This is a genomic window from Streptomyces sp. B6B3 (assembly GCF_039871525.1).
Taxonomy (GTDB): domain Bacteria; phylum Actinomycetota; class Actinomycetes; order Streptomycetales; family Streptomycetaceae; genus Streptomyces.
Window position 1 is genome coordinate 136,692 of the sequence record NZ_JBDPLU010000012.1, and the last position, 21,870, is coordinate 158,561.

Genomic DNA, 21,870 nt, shown 5'->3' on the forward strand with positions numbered 1-21,870 from the left:
GGCTGACCGGACGGCACACCACCCGGTCCAGCCGGTCCAGCTGGTCCCGAGCGGAACGACCGGGCCCACCACCGTCACGGTCCGGCGTCCCGCGCGGGCCACGCGCCCCGCCGTGCCCACGAGCGAACTGGTGCTCAGGCCGCCGCCGGAGCTGCCCGGGCCCGAGGACAACAACGTCTGGATGACGGCGTTGCCCGCGCTGAGCGGCCTCGGCTCGGTGCTGTACATGCTCACCATGGGTCGCGGCCCCATCGGCTACATCGTCGGCACCATGTTCCTGGTGTCCTGCCTGGCCATGGTGGTCGGCTCGCTCCTCCGGCAGCGGGGATCGGCCAAGAGCGCCGCCCGCCACGCACGCCGCGAGTACCTGCGGTACCTCGACCGCACCCGCGCCGTGGTGCGCGGCACCGCGCGGGCGCAGCGCGAGGCCCTGGAGTGGGCCGCCGCCGCCCCCGGCACGCTGTGGTCGGTCGCCGCCAGCCGCCGGCTGTGGGAACGGCGCAGCGGCGACGCCGACTTCGGCATGGTGCGCGTCGGCACCGGGCCCCGCTTCCTGGCCACCCCGCTGGTGCCGGGGGAGACCGCGCCCGTCGAGGACCTGGATCCGCTCTGCGCGGTGCGGCTGAAGCAGTTCATCGACGCGCACTCGGTGGTGCCCGGCCTGCCGGTGCAGCTCTCGCTGCGCCGGTTCGGCGCGCTCGCCGTCACCGCGGGCGACGACCCGGACCGGGCGCGGGCGCTGCTGCGCGCGGTGGTCGCGCACGCCGTGACCTTCCACTCGCCCCGGGACCTGCGGGTGGTGCTGTGCGCGCGTGACGTCGAGGCCCCCGCGTGGTCCTGGCTGAAGTGGCTGCCGCACACGCACCACCCCGACGAGACCGACCACGCGGGACCGGTGCGGATGATGCACCCCGCCCTCGCCGTGCTGGAGGACTGGCTCGGTGCCGAGCTGACCCGCCGCACCCGGTTCAACCGCGACGCCGAGCCCGACCCCGACGTGCCGCACCTGCTGGTCGTCGTCGACGACGGTCTGGTGACGGGCACCGAGGCGCTGCTCGACGCGGGGGGGATGCAGGGCGTCACCGTGCTGGACGTGGCCGGCCGCGCCACCGCTCTCACCGACGCCCACGGCGTACGGCTCGACGCGACCGGGGGCACGCTGACCGTGCGGGCCGGCGACATCCGGGACGAGTTCGGCCAGGCCGACGCGCTCTCCGTCGCCGAGGCCGCCGCCCTCGCCGAGCAGCTCGCCCGCTTCCGGCCCGACGCCACCGCGACCGCCGACGCCGAGGACCTGAACGCCGTCGTGAACACGCTGCCCGGCCTGCTGGGCATCGCCGACCCCGGACACCTGGAACTGGACGCCCTGTGGCGCCCCCGGCCGATGCGCGACCGGCTGCGGACCCCCCTCGGCGTCTCGGCCGACGGCGGCCTGCTGGAGCTGGACATCAAGGAGTCCGCGCAGAACGGCATGGGCCCCCACGGCCTCCTCGTCGGCGCCACCGGCTCAGGCAAGTCCGAGCTGCTGCGCACCCTGGTCCTCGGCATGGCCGCCACCCACCCCTCCGACCAGCTCAACCTCGTGCTCGTGGACTTCAAGGGGGGCGCCACCTTCGCGGGCATGGCCGACCTGCCGCACGTCGCCGCCGTCATCACCAACCTGGAGGACGACCTCAGCCTGGTGGACCGGATGAAGGAGGCGCTGGCCGGCGAGATGAACCGCCGCCAGGAGGTGCTGCGCGACGCCGGGAACCTGGTCTCGGTGCGCGACTACGAGCGGGCCCGGCAGCGCGGCGCGGAGCTGCCGCCGCTGCCCAGCCTGTTCGTCGTGGTCGACGAGTTCTCCGAACTCCTTGCCCAGAAGCCCGACTTCGCCGACCTCTTCGTCCAGATCGGCCGCCTGGGCCGGTCACTCGGCCTCCACCTGCTGCTGGCCTCCCAGCGGCTGGACGAGGGCCGGCTGCGCGGACTTGAGGCGCACCTGTCGTACCGCATCGGGCTGCGGACGTTCTCCGAGGCCGAGAGCCGCACCGCCATCGGCGTGCCGGACGCCAACCGCCTGCCCAGCGCCCCCGGACACGGCTACCTCAGGACCGACACCGTCACCCTCAAGCGGTTCCGCGCCGCCTATGTGTCCGGCCCCTACCGCACGGGGGAGAGCACGGGCGCCGCCCTCGGCGGCGCGATGAGCGTGCGGCCCTTCCCCGCCTCGCACGTCCCGGTGCCCGTCGAGGAGCTCGCACCCGAGCCGGAACCGCAGCCAGGACCACAGCCAGGACCACAGCCAGAACCAGACGAGTTCACCGACGACGAGGACATGGGCACCACCGTGCTCAGCGTCATGGTGGAGCGGATGACGGGGCAGGGCCCGCAGGCCCACCAGGTCTGGCTGCCGCCGCTGGACGCTCCCGCGCCCCTGGACGCACTCCACCACGAGCTCGCCGTACGGCCGGGCCGCGGCTACGGCGCCTCCCCCGCGAGCCCGCCGCTCACGGCGTTGATCGGCATCCTGGACCGTCCGTTCCACCAGCGCCGCGACCCGCTGACGATCGACCTCTCCGGCGCCGGGGGCCACGTCGCGATCGTCGGCGGCCCGCACAGCGGCAAGTCGACGGCCGTCCGCAGCCTGATCGCCTCCCTGGCGCTGCGCCACACCCCCGAGGAAGTCCAGTTCTACTGCCTCGACTTCTCCGGCGCCCTCTTCCCCCTCGCCGGGCTGCCGCACGTCGGAGGCGTCGCGGGACGGCTCGACGCCGAGTCCGTCAACCGGACCGTCGCCGAGGTGATGGAGGTGCTGGAGAGCCGCGAGACCCGCTTCCGCGAGCTCGGGATCGAGTCCATGGCCGGCTACCGCGCCGCCCGCGCCGAAGGACGCGTCACCGACGACCGGCTGGACCGTTTCGGAGACGTCTTCCTCGTCGTGGACGGCTGGGCCGTGCTGCGGCAGAGCTACCCCGAGCTGGAGCAGCTGCTGATGGCGCTGGCCGGGCGGATGCTGACGTACGGCATCCACCTCGTCATCACCGGGAACCGCTGGCTCGACATGCGGATGGGCATGCGCGACCTGGTCGGCACCAAGGTCGAGCTCAAGCTCGGCGACGCCCTGGACTCCGAGGTGGACCGCAAGGCCCAGCGCACGGTCCCCGCCGGACGCCCGGGACGCGGCATCGACCACGACGCGCTGCACTTCCTCATCGCCGTCCCGCGCGTCGACGGCGTCCACTCCGACGACGGACTCGCCGACGGCGTCGCCGACCTGGTGCGCCGCGTCGACGAGGCGTGGCAGGGCCCGCGCGCCCGCGGTGTGCGGCTGCTGCCCACCGTCTTCCCCGTCGCCGACGTCCCGGCACGGGTCACCGAAGGGCCCGGCGTCGCCGTCGCCGTCGAGGGCAACCGGCTCGAACCGGTCGTCCTCACCCCGGGCGAGGACCCCGGAATGATCGTCATCGGGGACAGCGAGTCCGGCAAGACCTCGCTGCTCCGCGCCGTGGGTCGGCAGGTCGTGGACACCTACCCGGCCGACCGCGCCAGGCTCGTCGTCATCGACCACCGCATGACGATGCTGCGCGAGTTCGAAGGACCGCACCTGCTGGGCTACTCCACCAGCCACGAGCGGACCGTGGAGGTCATCGGCGGCGTGACCGAAGGGCTGAGGAAACGCCTGCCCGGCACCGACGTCACCCCCGAACAGCTCCGCGACCGCTCCTGGTGGACCGGCCCTGAGATCTACGTCCTCGTCGACGACTACGACATGGTCACCACCTCGCGCGGCAACCCGCTCAAGCCGCTCCTCGACTTCCTGCCCCAGGCCCGCGGCATCGGCCTGCACGTCTTCGTCGCCCGGCAGGCCGGCGGCGCCGCCCGCGCCGCCCTGGACCCGACCCTCGGCCGGATGAAGGAGCTCAACTACCCCGCGGTGCTGATGAGCATCCCCAGCGACGAGATGCCGATCTGGGGCATCAAGTCCGCCCAGCGCAGGAAGGGCCGCGGCCTGCTGCTCCACCGCAGGCTCGGCACCGTTCCCGTCCAGCTCGTCCGCGCCGAATCGCCCCTGACCACCCGCACCACCACACAGGACCCCACATGAGCGGCACCCTCACCGGGCAGCCAACGCCGGCACCCACCGCACCGCCCACGGCCGCTCCGGCCCTGCCCGCCCCGCCTGCCTCCCCGACCGAGTTTGTCCGCATCGGCGTCGCGGGACCGGCCGGACGCGTCGACCTCGCCGTGCCCGCCGCCGTCCCGCTGGCCCGGCTGATGCTCACCCTGCTGCGGCACGCGGGCGAGGATCCGGACCCGGATGGCGGGGCGGGGCACGGCGGCTGGGTGCTGCGCCGCACCGACGGCACGCTCCTCGACCCCGCCGCCTCGCTGGCCGCGCAGCGCGTCCACGAGGGCGATCTGCTCTTCCTCGGCCACGGCGTGGACGACGCCACGCCACCGGTGTACGACGACGTCGTCGAGGTCATCGGCGAGCACGGGGTACGCGGCGGCTGGCCCGCCCAGGCCACCCGCCGGGCGTCCGGCGCGCTCGCCGCCATCGCCGTGCTCGCCGTCTGCGGCGCGCTGGCCTCCGCCCCCGGCCGGCTGCCCGGCTGGCTGGGTCTGGCAGTCGCGCTCTTCGCGCTCGGCACCGCGGTGCTGATGTCCCGCGCGTTCGGCGACACCGGGGCAGGCACCTTCGCCGCCGTGCTCGCCGCCCCGGCCGCGATGGTGGGCGCCTGCCGGCTCCTGGGCACCGAGCCTGGCCTCGTCGACGGCTTCACCGCCGCCCACCTGGTGCTGGCCTGCGCGGTGCTCGCCTGCGTCGGCGCGCTGGGCCCCGCCCTCGTGGGAGGCGGCGACGGCACCTTCACCGCGCTGGTCACCGGCGGACTCCTGGGCGCCGTCGGGGCGTTGGCGTGCGCGATCTGGGACGGCGCGACGCCCGCGGAGGGAGCCACGATCGCCGCCCCGCTGGCCCTGGTGCTGACCACGGTGTGGCCCACCCTGGCGCTGCGCGTCGCCCGCATGCCCGCCCCCAGGATCGCCGCCTCCGCCGAGGACCTGGAGGAGCTGCCGAGCCAGCTCGAACACGACCGGCTGCGGGGCCGGGTGGCAGCGGCCCGCCGGTTGCTGACCGGCATGTTGGTCGGCAGCCATCTGGTGGTCGCGGCCGGCACGCTGGTGCTCTTCGCCTCCACCGAGCTCTGGCCCTCCGTCGTGGGAGGCGTGCTCGTGCTGCTGACGCTGCTGCGCTGCCGGCTGTTCAGGGAGGCGTCACAGACCGCGGTGCCGCTGATCACCGCCCTGGTGACGGCGGCGGGGGCCGGGGCGGTCACGGTCGTGGACCGGGTGGACACGACCGTGCCGCTGCTGGGCGTCATGCTGCCGGCCGGGCTGCTGATCGCCCTGGTGTGCGGCGGCTCCGGCCTCCTCGCCGGCCGGCAGCGGATCAACCCGCGGCTCTCCCGGGCGCTCGACCTCGTCGAGACCGGGCTCCTGCTGGCCGTCGTGCCGCTCGTCCTCGCCGTGTGGGGGGTCTACGCGGCCCTTCTCGACCTGAAGGTGTGACATGAGGCCCCTCACCGCCGCCCAGCGCTCCGCGGGAAGTGCCGCCACGGGCCGGTTGCGGCTGCGTCGGCGTCGTGGCTGGTCGCGCCCACGCGGCGGAGCCGCATATCGACACAGCCCCGGGCCCGTGCGGGGGTACGTCGTAGCGCAGCGACCTTCACCACGGCCGCTTGGCCGTCCCGCACTCGCCGCCGCAGCCGTCCTCGCTGTCGCCCTCGGCGTGCTCGCTCCGCTGGCGGTCCCGGGCGTCGCGCCCCGCGCCGCCGCCGAGGAGTGCCGCACCGAGGTGACCGGCGAGCCGCTGCCGGAGAACGCCGGTCCCTACCCGCTGATCGACCAGCTCGGGCTGCGGCAGGCGTGGGACCTGTCGACGGGCTACGACGTCAGGGTCGCCGTCATCGACTCGGGTGTCGACGGCGACCACCCCGACCTGGTCATGCATGTCCTGCCCGACGCCAGCACCTACACGGTCGTGGCGGACGAGCGCGAGTTCGTCCGCACCACGCCGATGCCGACCCAGGACTGCCTCGGCCACGGCACGGCGGTGGCCGGGCTGATCGTGTCCGAGCGCACCGAGGGCGACCGGATGGCGGGGGTCGCCCCCGACGCCTACATCTACTCGGTGCGCAGCGCGGACGGCGTCGAGCGGGCCACCCCTGGCATGCTCGCGGCGATGATCGACGACGCGGTGTACTACGGGGCCCGCGTCATCAACCTCTCCCTCGCCATCCCCGTCGATCACGAGCCCATCCGCGAGGCCGTCGCCAACGCCGTCGCCAACGACGTGGTCGTGGTCGCCGCGGCCGGCAACGAGGGCAACGCGGGCGTCTCACAGGGCAGGATGTACCCCGCCGCCTACGACGGCGTGGTGGCCGTGGGCGCGGTCGGCAACGACGGCCAGCCGCTCGACTCCTCCAACGCCGGCCCCTGGGTCGATCTCGCCGGCTACGGCGAGGACCTCGTCGTGGCCGCCCCCGGCGGCTCCGGCTACCGCGTCGAGTCCGGCACCAGCTTCGCCGCCGCCCAGGTGTCCGGTGTGGCGGCGCTGGTACGCGCCCGGTTCCCCGACATGCCCGCCACCGAGGTCGTACGGCGCATGATCGACTCGGCCACGGCCGTCGGCGGCGGCCGCAACGACCACACGGGCGCGGGCATCGTGGACCCCTTCGGCGCCCTCACCGACCTGGGCGGCGGAGGAAACGGCGACGGGGCGACGGTCAGCGACGTCCCCGTCCAGGCCATGCCGGCCGGCCAGCCGCTGCTCTCCGGAACCGCCGCCGCGGCACTGGCCTGGAGCGGTGGTCTGGTCCTGGCCGTCGTGCTCGGCCTGGCCGCCAGCCCGGCCATCCGCCGCGCCGCCCGGCGCGGCTGGCGGACGGGCCCCGACCCGTGCGAGTCGCCACCCGCCGGGCCGCCGCAGCCCCGCCCCGGCGTGCTCGACGGCACCACCGACCGGCCCGGGCCCCTGCCCCGGCCCACATCCCCCTTCTCCCCCTCCCGGACAGGGACACCCCGCTGATGGCGACCACACGCGAACAGGCAGAGGCGTACGCCTACGAGAACCGCCGCAGGATCACCAGCCTGGTCCGGGGCGCCGACGAGGCGACCCTCGACCCCCGCCGCCGGCTCAACCGGGCCCTCGGCGGCGGCATCGCGATCGGCATCCTGATCATGGCCGGGTTCGGCATCGCCGGCTGGCTCGGCGGCGGCAGCGGTCCCGACCTGCCGGGCTCCGGCGCGGTGCTGGCCAGCGGCAGCGGCGACCGCTACGTCGTCAGCGACGGGGTGGTACATCCCGCGCTCAACCTCGCCTCCGCCCTCCTGGTGGGCGGCGGCGAGGCCACCACCGTCAAGCAGGGCACCATCGACGACGCGCCCCGCGGACTCCCCGTCGGCATCCCCGGCGCCCCCGACGCGCTGCCCGGCGAGGACGACCTGGCCGTCGCCGACTGGACCGTGTGCGCAGCCCCCTCCGAGACCGGCGGCGACCCGACCCAGACCGTGCTGTACGTCTCAGTCCCCGACATCGCACCTGCTCCCCGCGCCGATGCCCCGGCGGGCGGGGCCACCGTGCTGACCCAGGCGGAGGACGGCCAGCTGTGGCTGCTCACCGCCGGCCGCCGCTACGCCGTCGAGCCCGCCATCGGCGACATCCTCGGTCTCCAGGGCGTGGAGCCGGTGCGCCTGCCCCGGAGCATCCTCGCCACCGTGCCCGAAGGACCGGAGATCGTCATCCCGGACCAGGGCGGCGGCGTGGGCAGCACCCCGGACACCGCCCTGCCGTTCGAGGCCGGCGTCGGCGACCTGGTCTCGACCGGCGTCGGGGATCAGAACCCGCGGTCTCCCCAGTACTACGTGGTGCGCCCGGCGGGCCTGGTCCCGGTCTCCGAGCTGGTCCACACGCTGCTGGGCGCGACCGACGTCGACGATCACGAGGTCAGCGCCTCGGACGCCGCCCGGGCCCCCCGCTCGGACGGACGTCCACCCGGCGACCCGGCCTGGCCCGAGACGTCCCCGGTCGCCGACGAACCGGGCCGCAACCAGCCCGTCTGCGTCAGCACCCCGCCCGGCAGCCCGCCCGGCGACACCCCGTGGCAGGCCACGGTCCACCTGCCGGAGACGATGCCGCAGCCGGACGGCCTGACCCCCGTGCGCGCCACGAGCGGCGACCGACTCGGCACGGTCGACGAGATCTACCTGCCCGTCGGCTCGGGCGCCCTGGTCCGAGCCACCACCTCGTCGGGCACGGGCGGCACCTACACCCTGATCACCGACAGCGGCATCGCCTATCCCATCGCCTCCCCCGACGCGGTCGAACGCCTCGGATACCGGCCCACGGACGCGCCGTCGCTGCCCAGCGGCTTCGCCCGCCTGCTGCCCACGGGCCCACTGCTGGACCCGGAGGCGGCGGCCCGGGAACAGACCGGCGGCACGGTCGCCGAGGAGGAGCGATGAACGCCGGGCGCCGCGCCGGCTTCGGACGCGGCCGGCTCGTGGCCCTGGAGACCGGCCTGGGCGTTGCCGCATGCGCCGTCGCCGTCACCGGGCCCTGGCGATACGTCCTCGCCTGCGCCGCGTTCGCGATCCTGGCCGGCGCGCTGCTGCGGCACGGCGACGGCTGGGCGGACCGGCGCCTGCTCGACCGCCTCCGCCGGCAGGCCCTGACCCCGGCCGGCACCGGGGCGGACGGCAGCCTGGGACTCGCGCACACGCTGCTGCCCGCCCTCGACATCACCGAGGTGGCCGACCGCAACGGCCCGGATCTCGGTGTCATGGCGGACGGCCGCGGCTACGTCGCCGTCATCGAGCTTCCCGGCGGCGCCCTGCCCGAGCTGCCGGCCGGCATCGTCGCCACGTGGCTGGAGGAGGATCCGGCCCGCCCCGCCGCCGCACAGCTCCTCATCGAGCAGATCGGCCTGCCGCCCTGGGACCTGCACGTCGGGTACCGGCCAACCGCCGCCTACCGCCAGTTGCCCACCGGGGGCCGTCCGATCGTGGTGCGTTCCTGGCTGGCGTTGCGCTACGAGTCGTTCGCGGCGCCCGAGGCCGCCGAACGGCGCGGCGGCGGCGCGGCCGGGGCACACGCGGCCGTGGCGTCGGCCCTGGCGAGGCTGCGAGCCCGGCTCGCCGCCGCGGGCGTTCCCGGCGTTCCGCTCGGCGCGGCGGGCGTACGGGACCTGCTACGGCAGCTCGGCGACGCCTCGGGCGAGGGCAGGGCCCTCGCGGGAAGCTGGGCGGGTGCCGCCACACACCGCACGGTCACCGCGGAGATCGGCGGACAGGCGGCGTGGTCCAGGCTGTTGGGCACCCTCGCCAGCTGCGCCGCCGACCGCGTGGTGATCGCGGCCACGATCGACCGGGACGGCCCTCCCTCTGGGGGTCCTGGAGGTGCCGCCCCCACCCCCAGCGGGATCCGCGTGCGGACCGCCGTACGGATCGTCAGCACCGCCACGCGGCACGCCGCCGACGAGTGCGACCGGCTGCTGCGCTCGGGGGCCGTCGGCCCGCCCGTCGCCGACCAGGCCGCCGGGCTGCTGGCCACCCTGCCCCTGGCCTACCCGTCACATCCGCTGGCCGACGTGACCGGCTTCGCCATGACCGGCACGACAGGAGCGAGACGATGACCGCCCCGAACACCGCCCCGAGCACCGCCCCGGACCTGGCGGCCATCCCTGGCACCCCCTGGAGCGACCCCCTCGGCTCCTCCTTCCGGTCCTTCCGGTCCTTCCGGCTCGCCCCGGCCCCCGGGCTGCACCTGGGCACCGACGCCACCGGCCGCGCCGTCGCGCTGCCCGCCCCCGGCCCCGCCGGCACCCGCATCGGGGTGCTGGGCGATGCCCTGTTCGCCCGGCTCCTGGCGCTGCGGCTGCTGGCCGTCGGCGCTCGCGTCACCGCCGCCACCCGGACGCCCGAGCCCTGGGCCGGCCTCGTCCAGGCCGCGGGCGGCCGCCTCGACGTCGCCGCATCCGTCCCCGCCTGGCCTGGCCGCACCCCCGCGCCGCCCACCGTGGACGACGGCCCGCAGGCCCTCGTCAGCGACCTGCGCCGCCCCCCGAGCCGCGCGACCGCGAACGGGCCCTGGCGCACCGTCGTACATGTCGCCAACGCCGCACCGCCGCGTTCCGGCTTCTGGGTCGCGCCCGATGCCGTGATCGTGCTCGATCGCCGGCTCGCCGAGGCGGCCGACCGCCTCCTCGGCGCCGAGGAGGCCCGGACCACCGCCTCGCTCTCGCCCGGCGAGATCGCCCTCTTCCACCCGTACGGGACTCACGTGCTGCGCGTCGACGTCACTCCGCCGGAGGACGCGCTGCTCCTCGCCCCCGGTCCGCCTCGCGCGTGACGCCGGGGACGGCTCCCGCGTGAGACGGCTGGGTCACTTCGAGCGGGTCAGACGCCCTCGGGGAGGCGGGCGAGCACGTGGGCGTCGAGGAAGCCGCGTTCGGAGGCCGGGTCGTGGAGCAGCCGGGCGAACGGGACGAGTCCAGCCCCGATGAGCAGCTCGGCGAACGCGTCGACGGGCCAGCTGTAGGCGGGCGTCACCTTGTGATCGAAACGGACCGGCTCCGGTCCCCCGTCGGTCGCGAAGAACGAGGCCAGGAGCAGGCCGCCTGGTGACAGAGTGCGCACCAGCTCGGTGAGCAGCGCGGGCAACTCGCCGGGTGGGGTGTGGATCAGCGAGTAGTGGGCCAGCACGCCGCCGAGCGCGCGGTCCTCGACCGGCAGGGCCTCCATCCGCGCCTCGTCGAACCGCAGTGCCGGATGGGCCCGCCGCGCGTGGTCGATCATGGCGGGGGAGAGGTCGAGCCCGAAGGCGTCCAGCCCCATGTCGTGCAGCATGGCCGTCAGATGCCCGGGACCGCATCCGACGTCGGCTGCTCGCGGGTTCCCCGTCTCGCGCACCAACTCGGCGAAGGTGCCGATCATGGCCCGCGAGAACGGTTGCGTCTCCAGGCGATTGGCGAACTTCGACACGTACAGCTCGACGACCCCGTCGTAGGCCGACCTGGTCTCGTCCTGGTGATCCACCACGGGAAGGAAGCTAACACCCGCCCACGTTCACGCTCCTCCCGGCCCGGCGCCAACCTCCGCCGAGGCTCCCGGGCTCGGCGTCCTGAGATCACGTGGTGGAGCACAGGGCATCGTTGGTCAGGGCGACGAAGGCCTCGGCCTGTTGCCGGGCCTGATCGGGGTCGGTGACGTCCTCGGTGGACCAGGAGGCCACGACGCTGCGCCGGCCGTTCTCGGTGACGCCGTTGTCGTTGCCCCACCCCGGGTCGGATCCGCTGTTCCCCCAGTAGCTTCCGCCGCATTCCAGGGGGATGTTCATGATGCCCAGGCCGTAGGTGGCCCCGGGCCAGATGCTCTGGACCGATTCGTCGGTGTCGACGGTGTCCTTCATCTGCCGCAGTTGCTGCGGCGGGAGCAGGTCTCCGCCGAGCAGGGCGCGGAAGAACCGGTTGAGATCGTCCGTGGTGGTGATCAGTCCTCCGGACGCGTCGACGTTGATCAGCCGGGTGACGTCGATCAGCGGCTCGTCAGCGGCGAAGCGCATGTATGCGGTCGCATGCGGGTCGGGCAGGTCGGGCGAGCGGCCGGGCCAGCCGGTGCCGGTGAGACCGAGCGGTTCGATGACGCGTGCCTCGACCTCCTCATACCAGGGATCGCCCGTGGCCGCCTCGATGACCATGCCGAGGATGACATAGCCGGTGTTGGCGTAGCTCCACCCCTCGCCGGGCTCGAACAGCGGTTGGTGGGTCATTGCGTCGGCCACGATCTGCTCCGGCGGAGTCGGGTTGAAGCGGGTGTCGTAGTACTCCTGAGCGGCCCTGGGATACGGGTAGGAAGAGTCGTCGATGCCGCTGGTGTGCTGCAGCAGATGCCGCAGGGTGATCCGGCTACCGTCGTTACCGTTGCCCTGAACCACGCCAGGCAGCCAGCGGTCCACGGTGTCATCGAGTGAAAGCCTGCCTTCCCCCACCAGTTGTAGAACGACGGTGGCGGTGAAGGTCTTCGTCGTGCTGCCCATCCGGAAGTGTCCCTCGGGAGAGACCGGCCCACCGGTGTCGAGGTCGGCGACACCGCTGGTGGCAACGGCATGGCCACCATCCTCATCGATGAGCCGGGCCTGCGCCCCGGTGATGCCGAGAGCCGTCAAAGCGTCCAGACCGTCCTGCAGCCGCTGCTCATCCTGCCGCTGACCGTCCGCCGAACGAGCATTGATCGCGGACGCCGTCACCGCGGACAGCGTGAACGCGGTGGCCACCGCCGCCACGAGCAAGAGCTTGGGACGCCGTCGAGCCCTGTTATTAGCCGAAGTCATGCCCACACGCTAGAAATTCCAGCTCAGCACCACGATCCGGCTGGCAGGAGAACCGAGACGGGGGAAACCCCCACCCCCAGGCAGACACACATACCGATACCGCTCAGACCCGCATACAGGCGCGCCTGGTGTAGCCGGCCGATCGCCCGTCCCTCTGGTGGCGCCGTCTACCGATCGCGGGGCACCTGGCCGCCGCCCCGCTCCGCGCGGGCGGCGGCGCTCGGTGCGGTGCTCGTGTCTTCCCGGTCAGCCCAACCGTTCTGGCGCGGGCCTCCAGGCTCACTACCTACTGGTGTCGGCGCCCGCCCGGGCAGGGTCGCCGGTGAGCCGGCGCCGTACTTCGTCCGCCTGGGGCAGGTCGAGCGCCTCGTAGTGGTCGAGTGCCTGGTGCCAGTGTTCGCGTGCCCGTTCGTGGTCGCCGAGTCCGGCGTGGACGGCGGCGGCGCCGGCGTGCGCCTGGGCGATCCATTTCCGGTGGCCGGCCTCGGTCGCGGTGGCCACCGCCTCGTCGTACACAGCTAGGGCGCGCGCGGAGTCCCCGACCGCCACGTGGGTGGCCGCGAGTTCGATCAGGCATTCCACGAGGGAGTTCACGATGCCCACGGACCGGGCCATCTCCAGCGCCTCGGTCTGATGGCGGATCGCCTGCTCATGGTCCCCCTGGTCGCGGCACAGCACGCCGAGGAGCCGCAGGGCCTCCGGTTCCACGCCCCGATACCCCGTCTTCCGGGCCAGCGCCAAGCTGCGGAGGGCCCGCTCGCGTGCCTGGTCCTGCTGCCCCAGCAGGTAGTGCGTCTCGGCGAGGCCGACGAGCACGTTGGCCTCGTTGGTCTCGTCGCCGTGCTCCTGGCAGAGCACGAGGGCGGCCTCCTGGGTGCTCAGCGCCTCCTCATAGCGTCCGAGGCCCTGGAGACAGAGGGCGAGGTTGACCCGGGCGGCGCGGCGAACCGTCCACCGTCCGGTCGGGCCGATCAGCTCCAGCGCCCGCTCGAACTGCCGTGTGGCCTCGGTCAGCTCTCCTTTCCGGAGTACGACGGTCCCCAGGTTGTTCGTCGACACGGCCTGCAGCTCCGGCTCCCCGGCCCGTTCATAGGCGTCGATGGCCGCCTGGAGATGGGCGGTCACGCGCTCGTCGCCCCGGCCCCGGCCCGTCGCGCTCAGGGAGAGGGCGAGGTGGGTGCGGGCGTGGGCCTCGGCGAGCGGGTCGCCGAGGGTCTCGGCCGCCCGAAGCTCCCGGTTCCACAGGGCAAGCATCTCGTGGGAGTGGCCACTGATCACGAGATAGCGCCAGATGGTCTGCGCGGCGGCGATGGTGTAGGCGTCGTCGCCGTGTCGGGTGGTCTCCAGTAGGTTGGCCCGTTCGGCGTCCAGCCAGCGCCGGGCGTGGTCGTGGGAGGTGAGCGGGGGCGCCTCACCGTTCCAGGCGGGCACCTTGGGCCGGCGGTAGGTCTCGTGCGGCACGAGGACGTCCATGGCGGCGGAGGCGGTGGCCAGGTAGTACTCCAGCAGCCGGCCCAGGGCCGCCTCCCGCTCCACGGGTCCGTCGGTGTCGGCGGCGAGTTCGGCGGCGTAGGCGCGCAGCAGGTCGTGGGGTTGGTAGCGGCTGCCGCCGATCTGGTCGACGAGATGAGCGCGGAGGAGGGCGTCCAGGGCGCGGCGGGTCTCCCGCGGCCCGGCGCCGACCATGGCGGCGATGGCGTGCGCGTCGACATCGTGCCCCGGATGCACGCCCAGCAGTCGGAACGCTCGGGCCACGGGCGGGTCGAGGCGTTGGTAGGACCAGGAGAACACCGCGCGTACGGCGGTGTGGGGGTCGCCGTCGATGTCCAGCAGGTCCAGCGCGCCCTGTTGGTCGGCGAGTTCCTCGACCAGGTCGGCCAACGGCCGGGTGGGTTGGGATCTGGCCAGTTCGGCGGTGATGCGCAGGGCGAGGGGTAGGCGAGCGCAGCGTTCGATCAGCGCGTCCGTCGCGGCGGGGTCGGTCGCCGCCCGGTCGCCGAGTGTTGCGTGGAGGAGGGCGCGGGCGTCGGGCAACGGCAGGCGGTCGAGGTTGAGTCGGTGGGCGCCGTCGCGGGCGACCAGTCCGGCCAGCGCGTCGCGGCTGGTGACCAGCGCGAAGCAGGTCGGGCTGCCCGGCAGCAGGGGCCGTACCTGCGTGACGCTGTGCGCGTTGTCCAGGACGACGAGCATCCGCCGCCCGTCCAGCAGGGTGCGGAACCGCGCCGCTCGTTCCGCCTCGTCCTGCGGGATCGCCGCGCCCTCCAGGCCCAACGCGCGCAGGAACCCGGCCAGCGCGTCCTGCGGCGTGACGGGCTGGTCGGGGCCGTAGCCGCGCAGGTCGACGTACAACTGCCCGTCGGGGAACCGTTCGCGCACTTGGTGCGCCCAGCGCAACGCCAAAGCGGTCTTCCCCACCCCGGCGGTGCCGGCGACCGCCGAGATCACCACACCCCGCGCGCCCGCGGCGTCGGGGGACAACAACCCGTCCAGCTCCGCCAGCTCGACCTCCCGGCCCACGAACCCCGTCACGTCGCCGGGAAGCTGGGCGGGCACGGCGGTGCGCGGTTCCTCTTCCTGTTCGGCGCCGACCTCCACCGGCTCCCCGACCAGTATCCGGGCCTCCAGGTCACGCAGTTCGGGACCCGGCTCCAGACCCAGCTCGGCCACCAGCGTGTCCCGCGCAGAGCGATACGCCTCCAGTGCCGCGCCCTGCCGGCCCGACCGGTACAACGCGATCATCAGCAACCCGTGCAACCGCTCCCGCAACGGATGCTCCCGCACCAAGGTGGCCAACTCCCCGGCCACCGCGGCGCTCCGCCCGCACGCCACCTCCGCCTCGAACAACGCCTCACAGGCGACCAGCCGACGCTCGGCCAACGCGCGTGCCCAGTCCGCGAGGAGCGGCACGTCCAGATCCGCGAAGGGCGTGTCCCGCCACAGCCCCAACGCCTCCCGCAACACGCCGGCCGCCCGCCGCGGATCCCCACCCGCGACCTCCAACCCTTCCGCGACCAGCGTCTCGAAACGCTCCGCGTCCAGCTCCCCGGGCAACACCCGCAGCCGGTAGCCGTTCTCGTCGAAGCGCAGCCGATCCCCGTCGCCGATCACCGTCCGCAACCGGTGCACATGAAGGTGCAGCCGCTGCCGGGCCCGCTCCTCGGGACGCTCCCCCCACAACGCGTCGACCAGCACGTCCGCCGGCACCGCCTGGTTCGCCCGCGCCAACAACACACCCAGCAGGCTCCGCCGCAGCCGCCCGGGGACCGTGTCACGCCGCGCGTCCCGCCGGATCTCCAGAGGCCCCAACACCAGGAAGTCCATGGCCTCGTCTCCTCCACCCACCACCGTTCGACCCAGTCTGACGTAACGGGTCACGCGGCCGGTGGCGGCGGCTTCGTCCGCCGGCAAAGTGAGACGAAAGCGTCACCTACGTCCTTGTGGGACGAGGGCGAAGGAGAGGGAACGGTCCCCGGCGGGCTTCGTCCTCGGCTCCGAGGAGGCCGGGGGCGCGGTACCAGGTGTCCAAGTCCCAGACTCGCACCGTGTGGTCCGAGCACGCCGGTCACCGCGCGGCGGCCGTCCGGGCTCAACCACGCGGCGCTGACGTGCTCCGGGCAGGCGAGTGTGCGTACGCCAGGAGGCACGGGTTGGGGCCGTCGAGGACGTTGTGCCGTCGACGACCGACCCGGACCTGGCGCGGGAGTGGACGGAGTGGCTGGAGTGGGTGTCCACCGGCACCCCACCCCGCCCCACCTGCCCGGAGGGTGGCCGCGCGGGGCAGCGACGCGTCAGGCGCCCGTGCCCTCCTCGATCGCCGCCACCACGGCCGCGTGGACCTGCGGGAGGTAGGTCTCGCCGACCCAGGACGCCAGTTCCTCGTCCGTGAACGGATAGACCTGCTCCGCCTGTTCGTCCCACCAGATGACGGGGTCGGCGTCGTAGTTGATCTCGGCGGTGATCGACCACACGCCGTCGAAGATCACGGCGCGCACGATGCGCTGCGTGCCGAAGGAGTCGGGAACGGTGCCGCCGAGGAAGAGCATTCCCTCGTCCCAGTCGCCGGTCAGGGTCCGCTCGTCCATCACCAGGCGGCCGTCGACGGTGGTGGTGTCCTCCGCCCAGGCGTCGTGGGCGGCGCGGTACGCCTCATCCCACGTGTCGGCCGTCTCGTAGTAGTTGACGCGCAGGTACATGAACCCGGCGAGGAAATCCTCGGTCTCCGTTTCGCCCGTCGCCAGGCGTTGCTCCCACAGCGGCATGTCGAAGGCGGGGACGTCGCAGTCCGCGACGTCGGTGGTGAAGCCGCCGCCCGCCTCGCCCTCGCCCGGCGTGACGCCGAACGCGCGGATGCCCATGAACTCCTTGATCGCCTCGACATCGTGCACCGCGCAGGCGTCGTCCCATCCGGCGATGATCGAGCTCTCGGAGGGCCCGGCCGCCGAGCCGCCCTCACCGAAGGAGTTCTCGGGCGGCCCCGACCCATCCTCGCCACCGCATCCGTTGATCCCCGCGAGCAGCACTGCCGCGAGGCCCCCCGCGATCGTGCCCCGTGCCGCGCGACGTCGTAGCTTCACCGCTGTCCCTTTCGTTCCCCGCAGCGCAGCGCGGCGACCCGCTCCGCGCCACAGGCCTTGTTGAGTCAGGGGCTGAGACTCGTACGCATGGCTTTCCCTCCGCTTTCTCCGCGGCGGACCCTCAGCCGCGGCAGGGCGTCAGACTCGGGGTCGGGCGGGGCAGCCGCGAAAGGTTCCGCACGGTGTTGGTCGATCCGTCCCCGTTCCGTGGCAGCGACCTGGGAGAACTGTTCGGACAAGGAACCCACCACCCACCTCGCGGCCTGTCACCTCCGATACCGCTGGGCCACTGCTGCGAAGGCGGTCTTGGGTTCCCATTCCATGTCGGGGTAGGTCCGCCCCCGGCGCCCTTCGAGGAGTTTGACGATGCCCAGGCCGGCCCGGTCCAGATCGTCTCTGGGGTCGCCGTCCGGGCGGTGCGGATAGCCGGACAAGGCGAACAGGAACACGAACGCGCTGTCCACGCCCTCGGTCTCGAAGATCTCCAGCAGTTCGCTCAGATACGCGGCCTGGCCGGCCTCGTCACGCTCGTACGTGCCGTTCAGCCGTACCGGGGCCCTGGTCTCCGGGTCGTGCTCGACCACTTCCAGCACCCGCCCACCGCGGTCTCCCGCGCCGCGGTAGGCCGCGGTGCCGAACCCGGTGATCGCGAGCGGCTTCGGGCCCTGGGCCAGGGTGCGCACCGCGTCCCGGAACCGGTCGGCGACCTCGGCGGAGCGGATCAGCTCGAACGTCACGATGTCGAAGGGAGCCCAGTCGACCTGCTCGAACTGGATGGACGCGTAGGTGAGCCTGCCCTGGAAGCGCTCGCGGACCGTGGCCGCGGCGTCGCGGAGGAACGCGTTGATGCGCACGCCGAGCTCGCGTATCGCTTCGGCCCGCCGCTCGGGTTGGCTCATCAGCTGCTCGACCCGCTCCTCGGGGCTCTCTCCGGGCAGGAACGCGCGGTTCATCACGCTCAGCTCGACCCCTGCGACGAACACGACCGTGGCCCCCCGCCGACGGAGCCGTTCCGCTCGCTCGGCGCAGTCGCGGAAGAGCGTGAGGATCTGCTCCGGATCCAGCTCCAGCGGATAGGGCGAGAACCAGACCTCCAGGCCGAGCTCGGCGGCGGCACCGGCGGCCAACTCCAGTCGGTCCGGGTCGCCGCCGATGATCTGGACCGCGTTGCAGTGCAGGTCGTCGCGGATGATGGCGAGCTCGCGCCGGACCACCGCGGGGTCGAAGTGCTCGCGGGATGTCCGGCCGTGCACGACGAATCCGGTGTCGTAGGTCATTCCTCTTGCTCGCATGGTGGCGTCCCTTCTGTCGGTCTCGGGCGGGTCGAGGCTGACAGGAAAAATGCGTGCACGCAAGTTTGCGTGCGCGCATCTTCGTGTGGGACGCTGACGCCGTGACGACACCACCACCAGGGCTTCGGGAGCGGAAGAAGCAGGCCACGCGCGAGGCACTACGCGAGGCGGCCCTGCGGCTGGCCGTGGAGCGCGGACCCGACCAGGTGCGGGTGGAGGACATCGCCGAGGCGGCCGGGGTCTCGCCGCGCACCTACAACAACTACTTCGCCAGCCGCGAGCAGGCGATCGTCTCCGCTGTCACCGCGGACCGGGAGGCCCGGATCGCGGCGGCCGTCGCGGCCCGGCCCGCGGCGGTGCGCCTGGCCGACGCTGTCACCGAAGCAGTGGTCGAGCAGTACACGAACACCGGTGAGCGCGAACGCGAGGCGCTGCTGCTGATCACCACCCGGACCGCGCTGCGCGACGCGTTCCTCGCTACCACCGCCGGCATCGAGCCCTCTCTCGCGGCGGTGATCGCCGAACGCCTGGGTGACGCCGGAGCGCGTACGGCCCGCGTTCTCGCGGCGAGCGTGGCCGCGGCGGTTCGCATCGCGTTGGAAGGCTGGCTCCAGCCGGCCGGGAACGCGGGGGCCGCCGGGAGTTTCGGCGCCGGGGGACTGGTCGTGCCCTCCGGCTCACTGCCCGACCAACTCCGCGCGGCGCTGTCCCCGCTCGCGCCCGCGTTCGACGCCGCCGAGCGACGCACCCAGCCGTGAAGTCGCCCGCAGGGATCGCCGCGTTCTGATCGGCTCGGACTCTTTACACCAGGTCCTGCTGTGTCGATTGAATCGATCAAAACATGGGCGTCGTATTGACAACGTTGTCATCGAAATCCAACATGCCCATGTCAATAGTCAACATGTCGCGGAAGGATCCAGATGAAATCCGTCAGTAGCATGTCGGCCGGGTTCGGTCGGCTGGCCCTGATCGTCGCCGTGATCGCCGGGTTCCTGAGCTTCACGTCTCCGGCGCAGGCCCAGGCATCCTCCACCTGCGACCGGTGGGGTCAGCACACCGAGGGCACCTGGACGATCTACAACAACATCTGGGGCGAAAACCACGGCACGCAGTGCCTGACCGTCAACAGCATCAAGTCCTGGTACGTCGATGCGAACCACTCCGGCGGCGGGATCAAGTCCTACCCGAACACCTCGGTCCGGCCCCAGACGCCGCTGTCGGAGTTGAACTCGGCGGGCTTCTGGTACAACACGTCGTCGGCTCCCGTCTCCGGCGAAGACTGGTGGAACTGGACGAGCGACATCTGGTCGGCCGGCAACCAGGACGAGATCATGGTCTTCACCAGCTGGTCCGGGGGGTCGGCAGGCGGCTGGGGAAGGCAGATCGCGTCCAACGTGACCATCGGCGGCGTCCTGTACGCGTCGGTCTGGCAGGCCGATCCCGGTTGGAACGTCCTGCAGCTCATCCCCGCCCAGCAGAGCAACACCGGCAGCATCGACGCCTCGGCGGTCTGGCGATGGGCCGCGTCGCAGAACCTCCTGCGCAACACCACCTTCGACACGATGCAGTTCGGCATCGAGATCACCTCGACCAGCGGCGTGCAGAAGCGGTACTCGCTGAACTCCTACAGCGCCTGGTGGAGCAACACCTCGGGCGGCGGGTCAAGCATCTAGCGGCAATGCGCGCGACGGGACGGTGCACTCCGTCCGCGCATGGAGACGAACGCCGGAGCCATTCCCCAACGCATACCTTGCCGCCAGGCCTCGAACGACACATTCCGGCGGCAAGGTTTGCGCTGTTCGGGCAGATCCAGCCTCGGCGGACTTCGTGCACCAGAGATTCGTGCACCAGAGAGGCGTCAACGAACAACTCCTCGGGCCGCGGACAGCCGCCCACGAACAGCATGAGCATGGACGCCTGTGCGGGATGCTCATGCCAGGGCCCGCCAACCGAGAAGTCATGTTCGGCGCGGTACGGCTCCGTCCTGCCAGTGGTAGAGGTCGCGCAGCAGGGAAACCTCGGCGCCGTGATGGATCAACTCCCTGTTGACGTGCAGGACGATGCCCTCCATGGGAGACCGCTCGGGACCCACCGTGGGCGGATTCTCCAGGTCAGCGTCCGAGAGCTCGCGGACCCCCGCGTTCCATCTCCCGTAGATCTCGTCGAGCTGTTTCAGCGCCTCGTCAGCGGTCCCCGCGTAGGCGAACGTCTGGGAGTCGACGTCCTGGCCGCCGAAGTGCCATCCGACCCGATAGCCCAGGCACGAGACGATGACGTGCGCCAGCCGCCAGGCAATCGTGGTCACCGGCGCCGGCACCGGGTCAGGGGACGCGAAGTCCATCGTCCATTCCCCCGAACCTGCCGACACCGGTGCGGCCGACGTGTCACGTGGGCGGATGCTCCAGCAGCCGCGCACCGGCTCCCAGAAGTACTCCTCATCGGTAAGACCGTCCAGCCGCGGCCGCAGGTTCCTGCGCCAGTGCCGGTCCAGCTGCTCCGCGAGCCGCTCGCTTCTTGTCATTTCCGCACACTACAGACCACGGAGACCTGGCTGCGCCCCTCGCGGACGCCGTCGCCGGCCGTGGGCCGCGAGAGCGTACCGCACCGGGAGATGACGCTGGGGGCTGATGTGCCGCACGGCCGCCCGGGGAGGGTCGTTGACGACGCGGCGTTCAGTCGCCGGTGAGCCGGCGCCAGCCAGATCTGGTTCTGTGCGGCGTTGTGGAAGAGGGCGGGCTCGTCGCGGCGTGGCGGGCACCGATCAGCCTCGGTCTGCCTTGCGTTGCAGGGACTCCCGACGCGAACGCAGCTTCTTCTGCCGCTTCTGGCTCTCCTTGCGACGCCGCGCGCGCTCGCGGGCTGCCGGGCTCCTGAGCTTCGTGTGGTCCGGCAGCCACAGCAGCGCCCACACCAGTCCGACGATCAGGGCGAGCACGAAGATCCCGAGGACCGCCGCCAGCACGGGCGGCAGGTCCGCGACCTGTCCGATCCTGGACCGAATGTTCAACCTGGCTCCCCGCCGTACTCCGCCCCCCCCGCGGCACCGCACCATAACAGCGCCTCGTTCGCCGGTGGAAGCGTCGCGTGTCTGCGAGACGACTCCGCCGCCGTCCTACCAAGCCGCGGATGGCGCGCCGCGTGAAAGCCCGAGTCTGACGGCTCACCGCATGAGACGGGGGACCGCAGAATGGGGCCCGTGGGCCACGTTCCGATCGCTCGTCATCTGCTCCGCGCCAGGGATCTCGCGGACGCCCGTTACTCCGATGGGCTCACGGTGGCCGACCTGGCCGCGGCCGCTGCGTTGTCCCCGGCCCACTTCAGCCGCTGCTTCAAGGCCGCGTTCGGGGAGTCGCCGCACCAGTACCTGCTGACCCGCCGGCTGGAGCGGGCCGCGGCTCTGCTTCTCGCGACCGACTGGACGGTGGCCGAGGTCGGCGTCGCTGTCGGCGTACGGAGCATCGGTTCGTTCACGACGACCTTCGGCAGGGTGTACGGGATGACGCCGCAGGCCTACCGGGTGGCACACCCGCCCGCCGCACGGCATGTCCGTATCCCGCGGTGTGTCGCGATGGCTTACGGGCGGCCGCGAAACCGCACGTTTCGAGAAGACGCGGGCGTACCGGCTGGTTAG

The 21,870-nt window shown here is 72.9% G+C and carries 16 protein-coding genes; 9 read left to right on the forward strand and 7 right to left on the reverse strand.

The annotated features are described in order from the left end of the window. Positions 1-112 precede the first annotated feature (112 nt). The 6 genes from eccCa (at position 113) to ABGB06_RS24005 (ending at position 10,393) form a co-directional block, all read left to right on the forward strand. Positions 113-4,087 (forward strand): type VII secretion protein EccCa, encoded by a 3,975-nt coding sequence (eccCa, locus tag ABGB06_RS23980; protein ID WP_347592752.1) that lies wholly within the window; start codon positions 113-115, stop codon positions 4,085-4,087. Beyond that, on the forward strand, positions 4,084-5,553 hold the full coding sequence (eccD, locus tag ABGB06_RS23985) for a type VII secretion integral membrane protein EccD (RefSeq protein ID WP_347592754.1): 1,470 nt from the start codon (positions 4,084-4,086) through the stop codon (positions 5,551-5,553). The genes eccCa and eccD overlap by 4 nt, the downstream gene beginning before the upstream one ends. Before the next feature lie 220 nt (positions 5,554-5,773). Next, complete coding sequence (locus ABGB06_RS23990; protein ID WP_347592756.1) at positions 5,774-7,072, forward strand: S8 family serine peptidase; 1,299 nt, start codon at positions 5,774-5,776, stop codon at positions 7,070-7,072. Continuing rightward, on the forward strand, positions 7,072-8,508 hold the full coding sequence (eccB, locus tag ABGB06_RS23995; protein ID WP_347592758.1) for a type VII secretion protein EccB: 1,437 nt from the start codon (positions 7,072-7,074) through the stop codon (positions 8,506-8,508). The genes ABGB06_RS23990 and eccB overlap by 1 nt, the downstream gene beginning before the upstream one ends. Beyond that, a complete protein-coding gene (locus ABGB06_RS24000) occupies positions 8,505-9,677 on the forward strand; it encodes a type VII secretion protein EccE (RefSeq protein WP_347592760.1) in 1,173 nt (390 codons plus the stop codon). Before eccB ends, ABGB06_RS24000 begins: the two co-directional genes overlap by 4 nt. Beyond that, positions 9,674-10,393, forward strand: a complete 720-nt coding sequence (locus ABGB06_RS24005; RefSeq protein ID WP_347592762.1) for a hypothetical protein — start codon at positions 9,674-9,676, stop codon at positions 10,391-10,393. The genes ABGB06_RS24000 and ABGB06_RS24005 overlap by 4 nt, the downstream gene beginning before the upstream one ends. A gap of 47 nt (positions 10,394-10,440) precedes the next feature. Here the strand turns inward: ABGB06_RS24005 and ABGB06_RS24010 are convergent, their stop codons facing one another. From ABGB06_RS24010 to ABGB06_RS24030, 5 genes are all read right to left on the reverse strand, one after another. Next, on the reverse strand, positions 10,441-11,082 hold the full coding sequence (locus ABGB06_RS24010; RefSeq protein WP_347592764.1) for a class I SAM-dependent methyltransferase: 642 nt from the start codon (positions 11,080-11,082) through the stop codon (positions 10,441-10,443). 88 nt (positions 11,083-11,170) lie between these two features. Then, entirely contained in the window at positions 11,171-12,325 is a 1,155-nt protein-coding gene (locus ABGB06_RS24015) for a serine hydrolase domain-containing protein (RefSeq protein ID WP_347592766.1), read from the reverse strand. Positions 12,326-12,655: 330 nt separating this feature from the next. After that, entirely contained in the window at positions 12,656-15,694 is a 3,039-nt protein-coding gene (locus tag ABGB06_RS24020) for a BTAD domain-containing putative transcriptional regulator (RefSeq protein WP_347592768.1), read from the reverse strand. A 467-nt stretch (positions 15,695-16,161) separates the two neighbouring features. Beyond that, on the reverse strand, positions 16,162-16,947 hold the full coding sequence (locus ABGB06_RS24025; RefSeq protein WP_347592770.1) for a hypothetical protein: 786 nt from the start codon (positions 16,945-16,947) through the stop codon (positions 16,162-16,164). 266 nt (positions 16,948-17,213) lie between these two features. Further along, on the reverse strand, positions 17,214-18,224 hold the full coding sequence (locus ABGB06_RS24030) for a hypothetical protein (protein ID WP_347592957.1): 1,011 nt from the start codon (positions 18,222-18,224) through the stop codon (positions 17,214-17,216). A gap of 116 nt (positions 18,225-18,340) precedes the next feature. On the opposite strand from ABGB06_RS24030, the gene ABGB06_RS24035 reads away from it, so the two are divergent. Both ABGB06_RS24035 and ABGB06_RS24040 read left to right on the forward strand, forming a co-directional pair. After that, positions 18,341-18,997 carry a helix-turn-helix domain-containing protein gene (locus tag ABGB06_RS24035; RefSeq protein ID WP_347592772.1) on the forward strand — a complete coding sequence of 219 codons (657 nt, stop codon included), beginning with the start codon at positions 18,341-18,343 and terminating at the stop codon, positions 18,995-18,997. Between the two features lie 162 nt (positions 18,998-19,159). Continuing rightward, positions 19,160-19,912 (forward strand): hypothetical protein, encoded by a 753-nt coding sequence (locus tag ABGB06_RS24040; protein ID WP_347592774.1) that lies wholly within the window; start codon positions 19,160-19,162, stop codon positions 19,910-19,912. A 284-nt stretch (positions 19,913-20,196) separates the two neighbouring features. On the opposite strand, the gene ABGB06_RS24045 is transcribed toward ABGB06_RS24040, so the two are convergent. Both ABGB06_RS24045 and ABGB06_RS24050 read right to left on the reverse strand, forming a co-directional pair. Next, complete coding sequence (locus ABGB06_RS24045; protein WP_347592776.1) at positions 20,197-20,760, reverse strand: DinB family protein; 564 nt, start codon at positions 20,758-20,760, stop codon at positions 20,197-20,199. 240 nt (positions 20,761-21,000) lie between these two features. After that, the gene (locus tag ABGB06_RS24050) at positions 21,001-21,246 is read right to left on the reverse strand and encodes a hypothetical protein (RefSeq protein ID WP_347592778.1); all 246 of its coding nucleotides are present in this window, start codon (positions 21,244-21,246) and stop codon (positions 21,001-21,003) included. A gap of 189 nt (positions 21,247-21,435) precedes the next feature. On the opposite strand from ABGB06_RS24050, the gene ABGB06_RS24055 reads away from it, so the two are divergent. After that, entirely contained in the window at positions 21,436-21,870 is a 435-nt protein-coding gene (locus ABGB06_RS24055; protein ID WP_347592780.1) for an AraC family transcriptional regulator, read from the forward strand.

Excerpts from the sequence above, each read along its gene's own strand:
- ABGB06_RS24020 (WP_347592768.1), bottom strand. The coding sequence starts at position 15,694 with ATGGACTTCCTGGTGTTGGGGCCTCTGGAGATCCGGCGGGACGCGCGG.
- ABGB06_RS24030 (WP_347592957.1), bottom strand. The coding sequence starts at position 18,224 with ATGACCTACGACACCGGATTCGTCGTGCACGGCCGGACATCCCGCGAG.
- eccD (WP_347592754.1), top strand. The coding sequence starts at position 4,084 with ATGAGCGGCACCCTCACCGGGCAGCCAACGCCGGCACCCACCGCACCG.
- eccB (WP_347592758.1), top strand. The coding sequence starts at position 7,072 with ATGGCGACCACACGCGAACAGGCAGAGGCGTACGCCTACGAGAACCGC.
- ABGB06_RS24000 (WP_347592760.1), top strand. The coding sequence starts at position 8,505 with ATGAACGCCGGGCGCCGCGCCGGCTTCGGACGCGGCCGGCTCGTGGCC.
- ABGB06_RS24040 (WP_347592774.1), top strand. The coding sequence starts at position 19,160 with ATGAAATCCGTCAGTAGCATGTCGGCCGGGTTCGGTCGGCTGGCCCTG.
- ABGB06_RS24005 (WP_347592762.1), top strand. The coding sequence starts at position 9,674 with ATGACCGCCCCGAACACCGCCCCGAGCACCGCCCCGGACCTGGCGGCC.
- ABGB06_RS24045 (WP_347592776.1), bottom strand. The coding sequence starts at position 20,760 with ATGACAAGAAGCGAGCGGCTCGCGGAGCAGCTGGACCGGCACTGGCGC.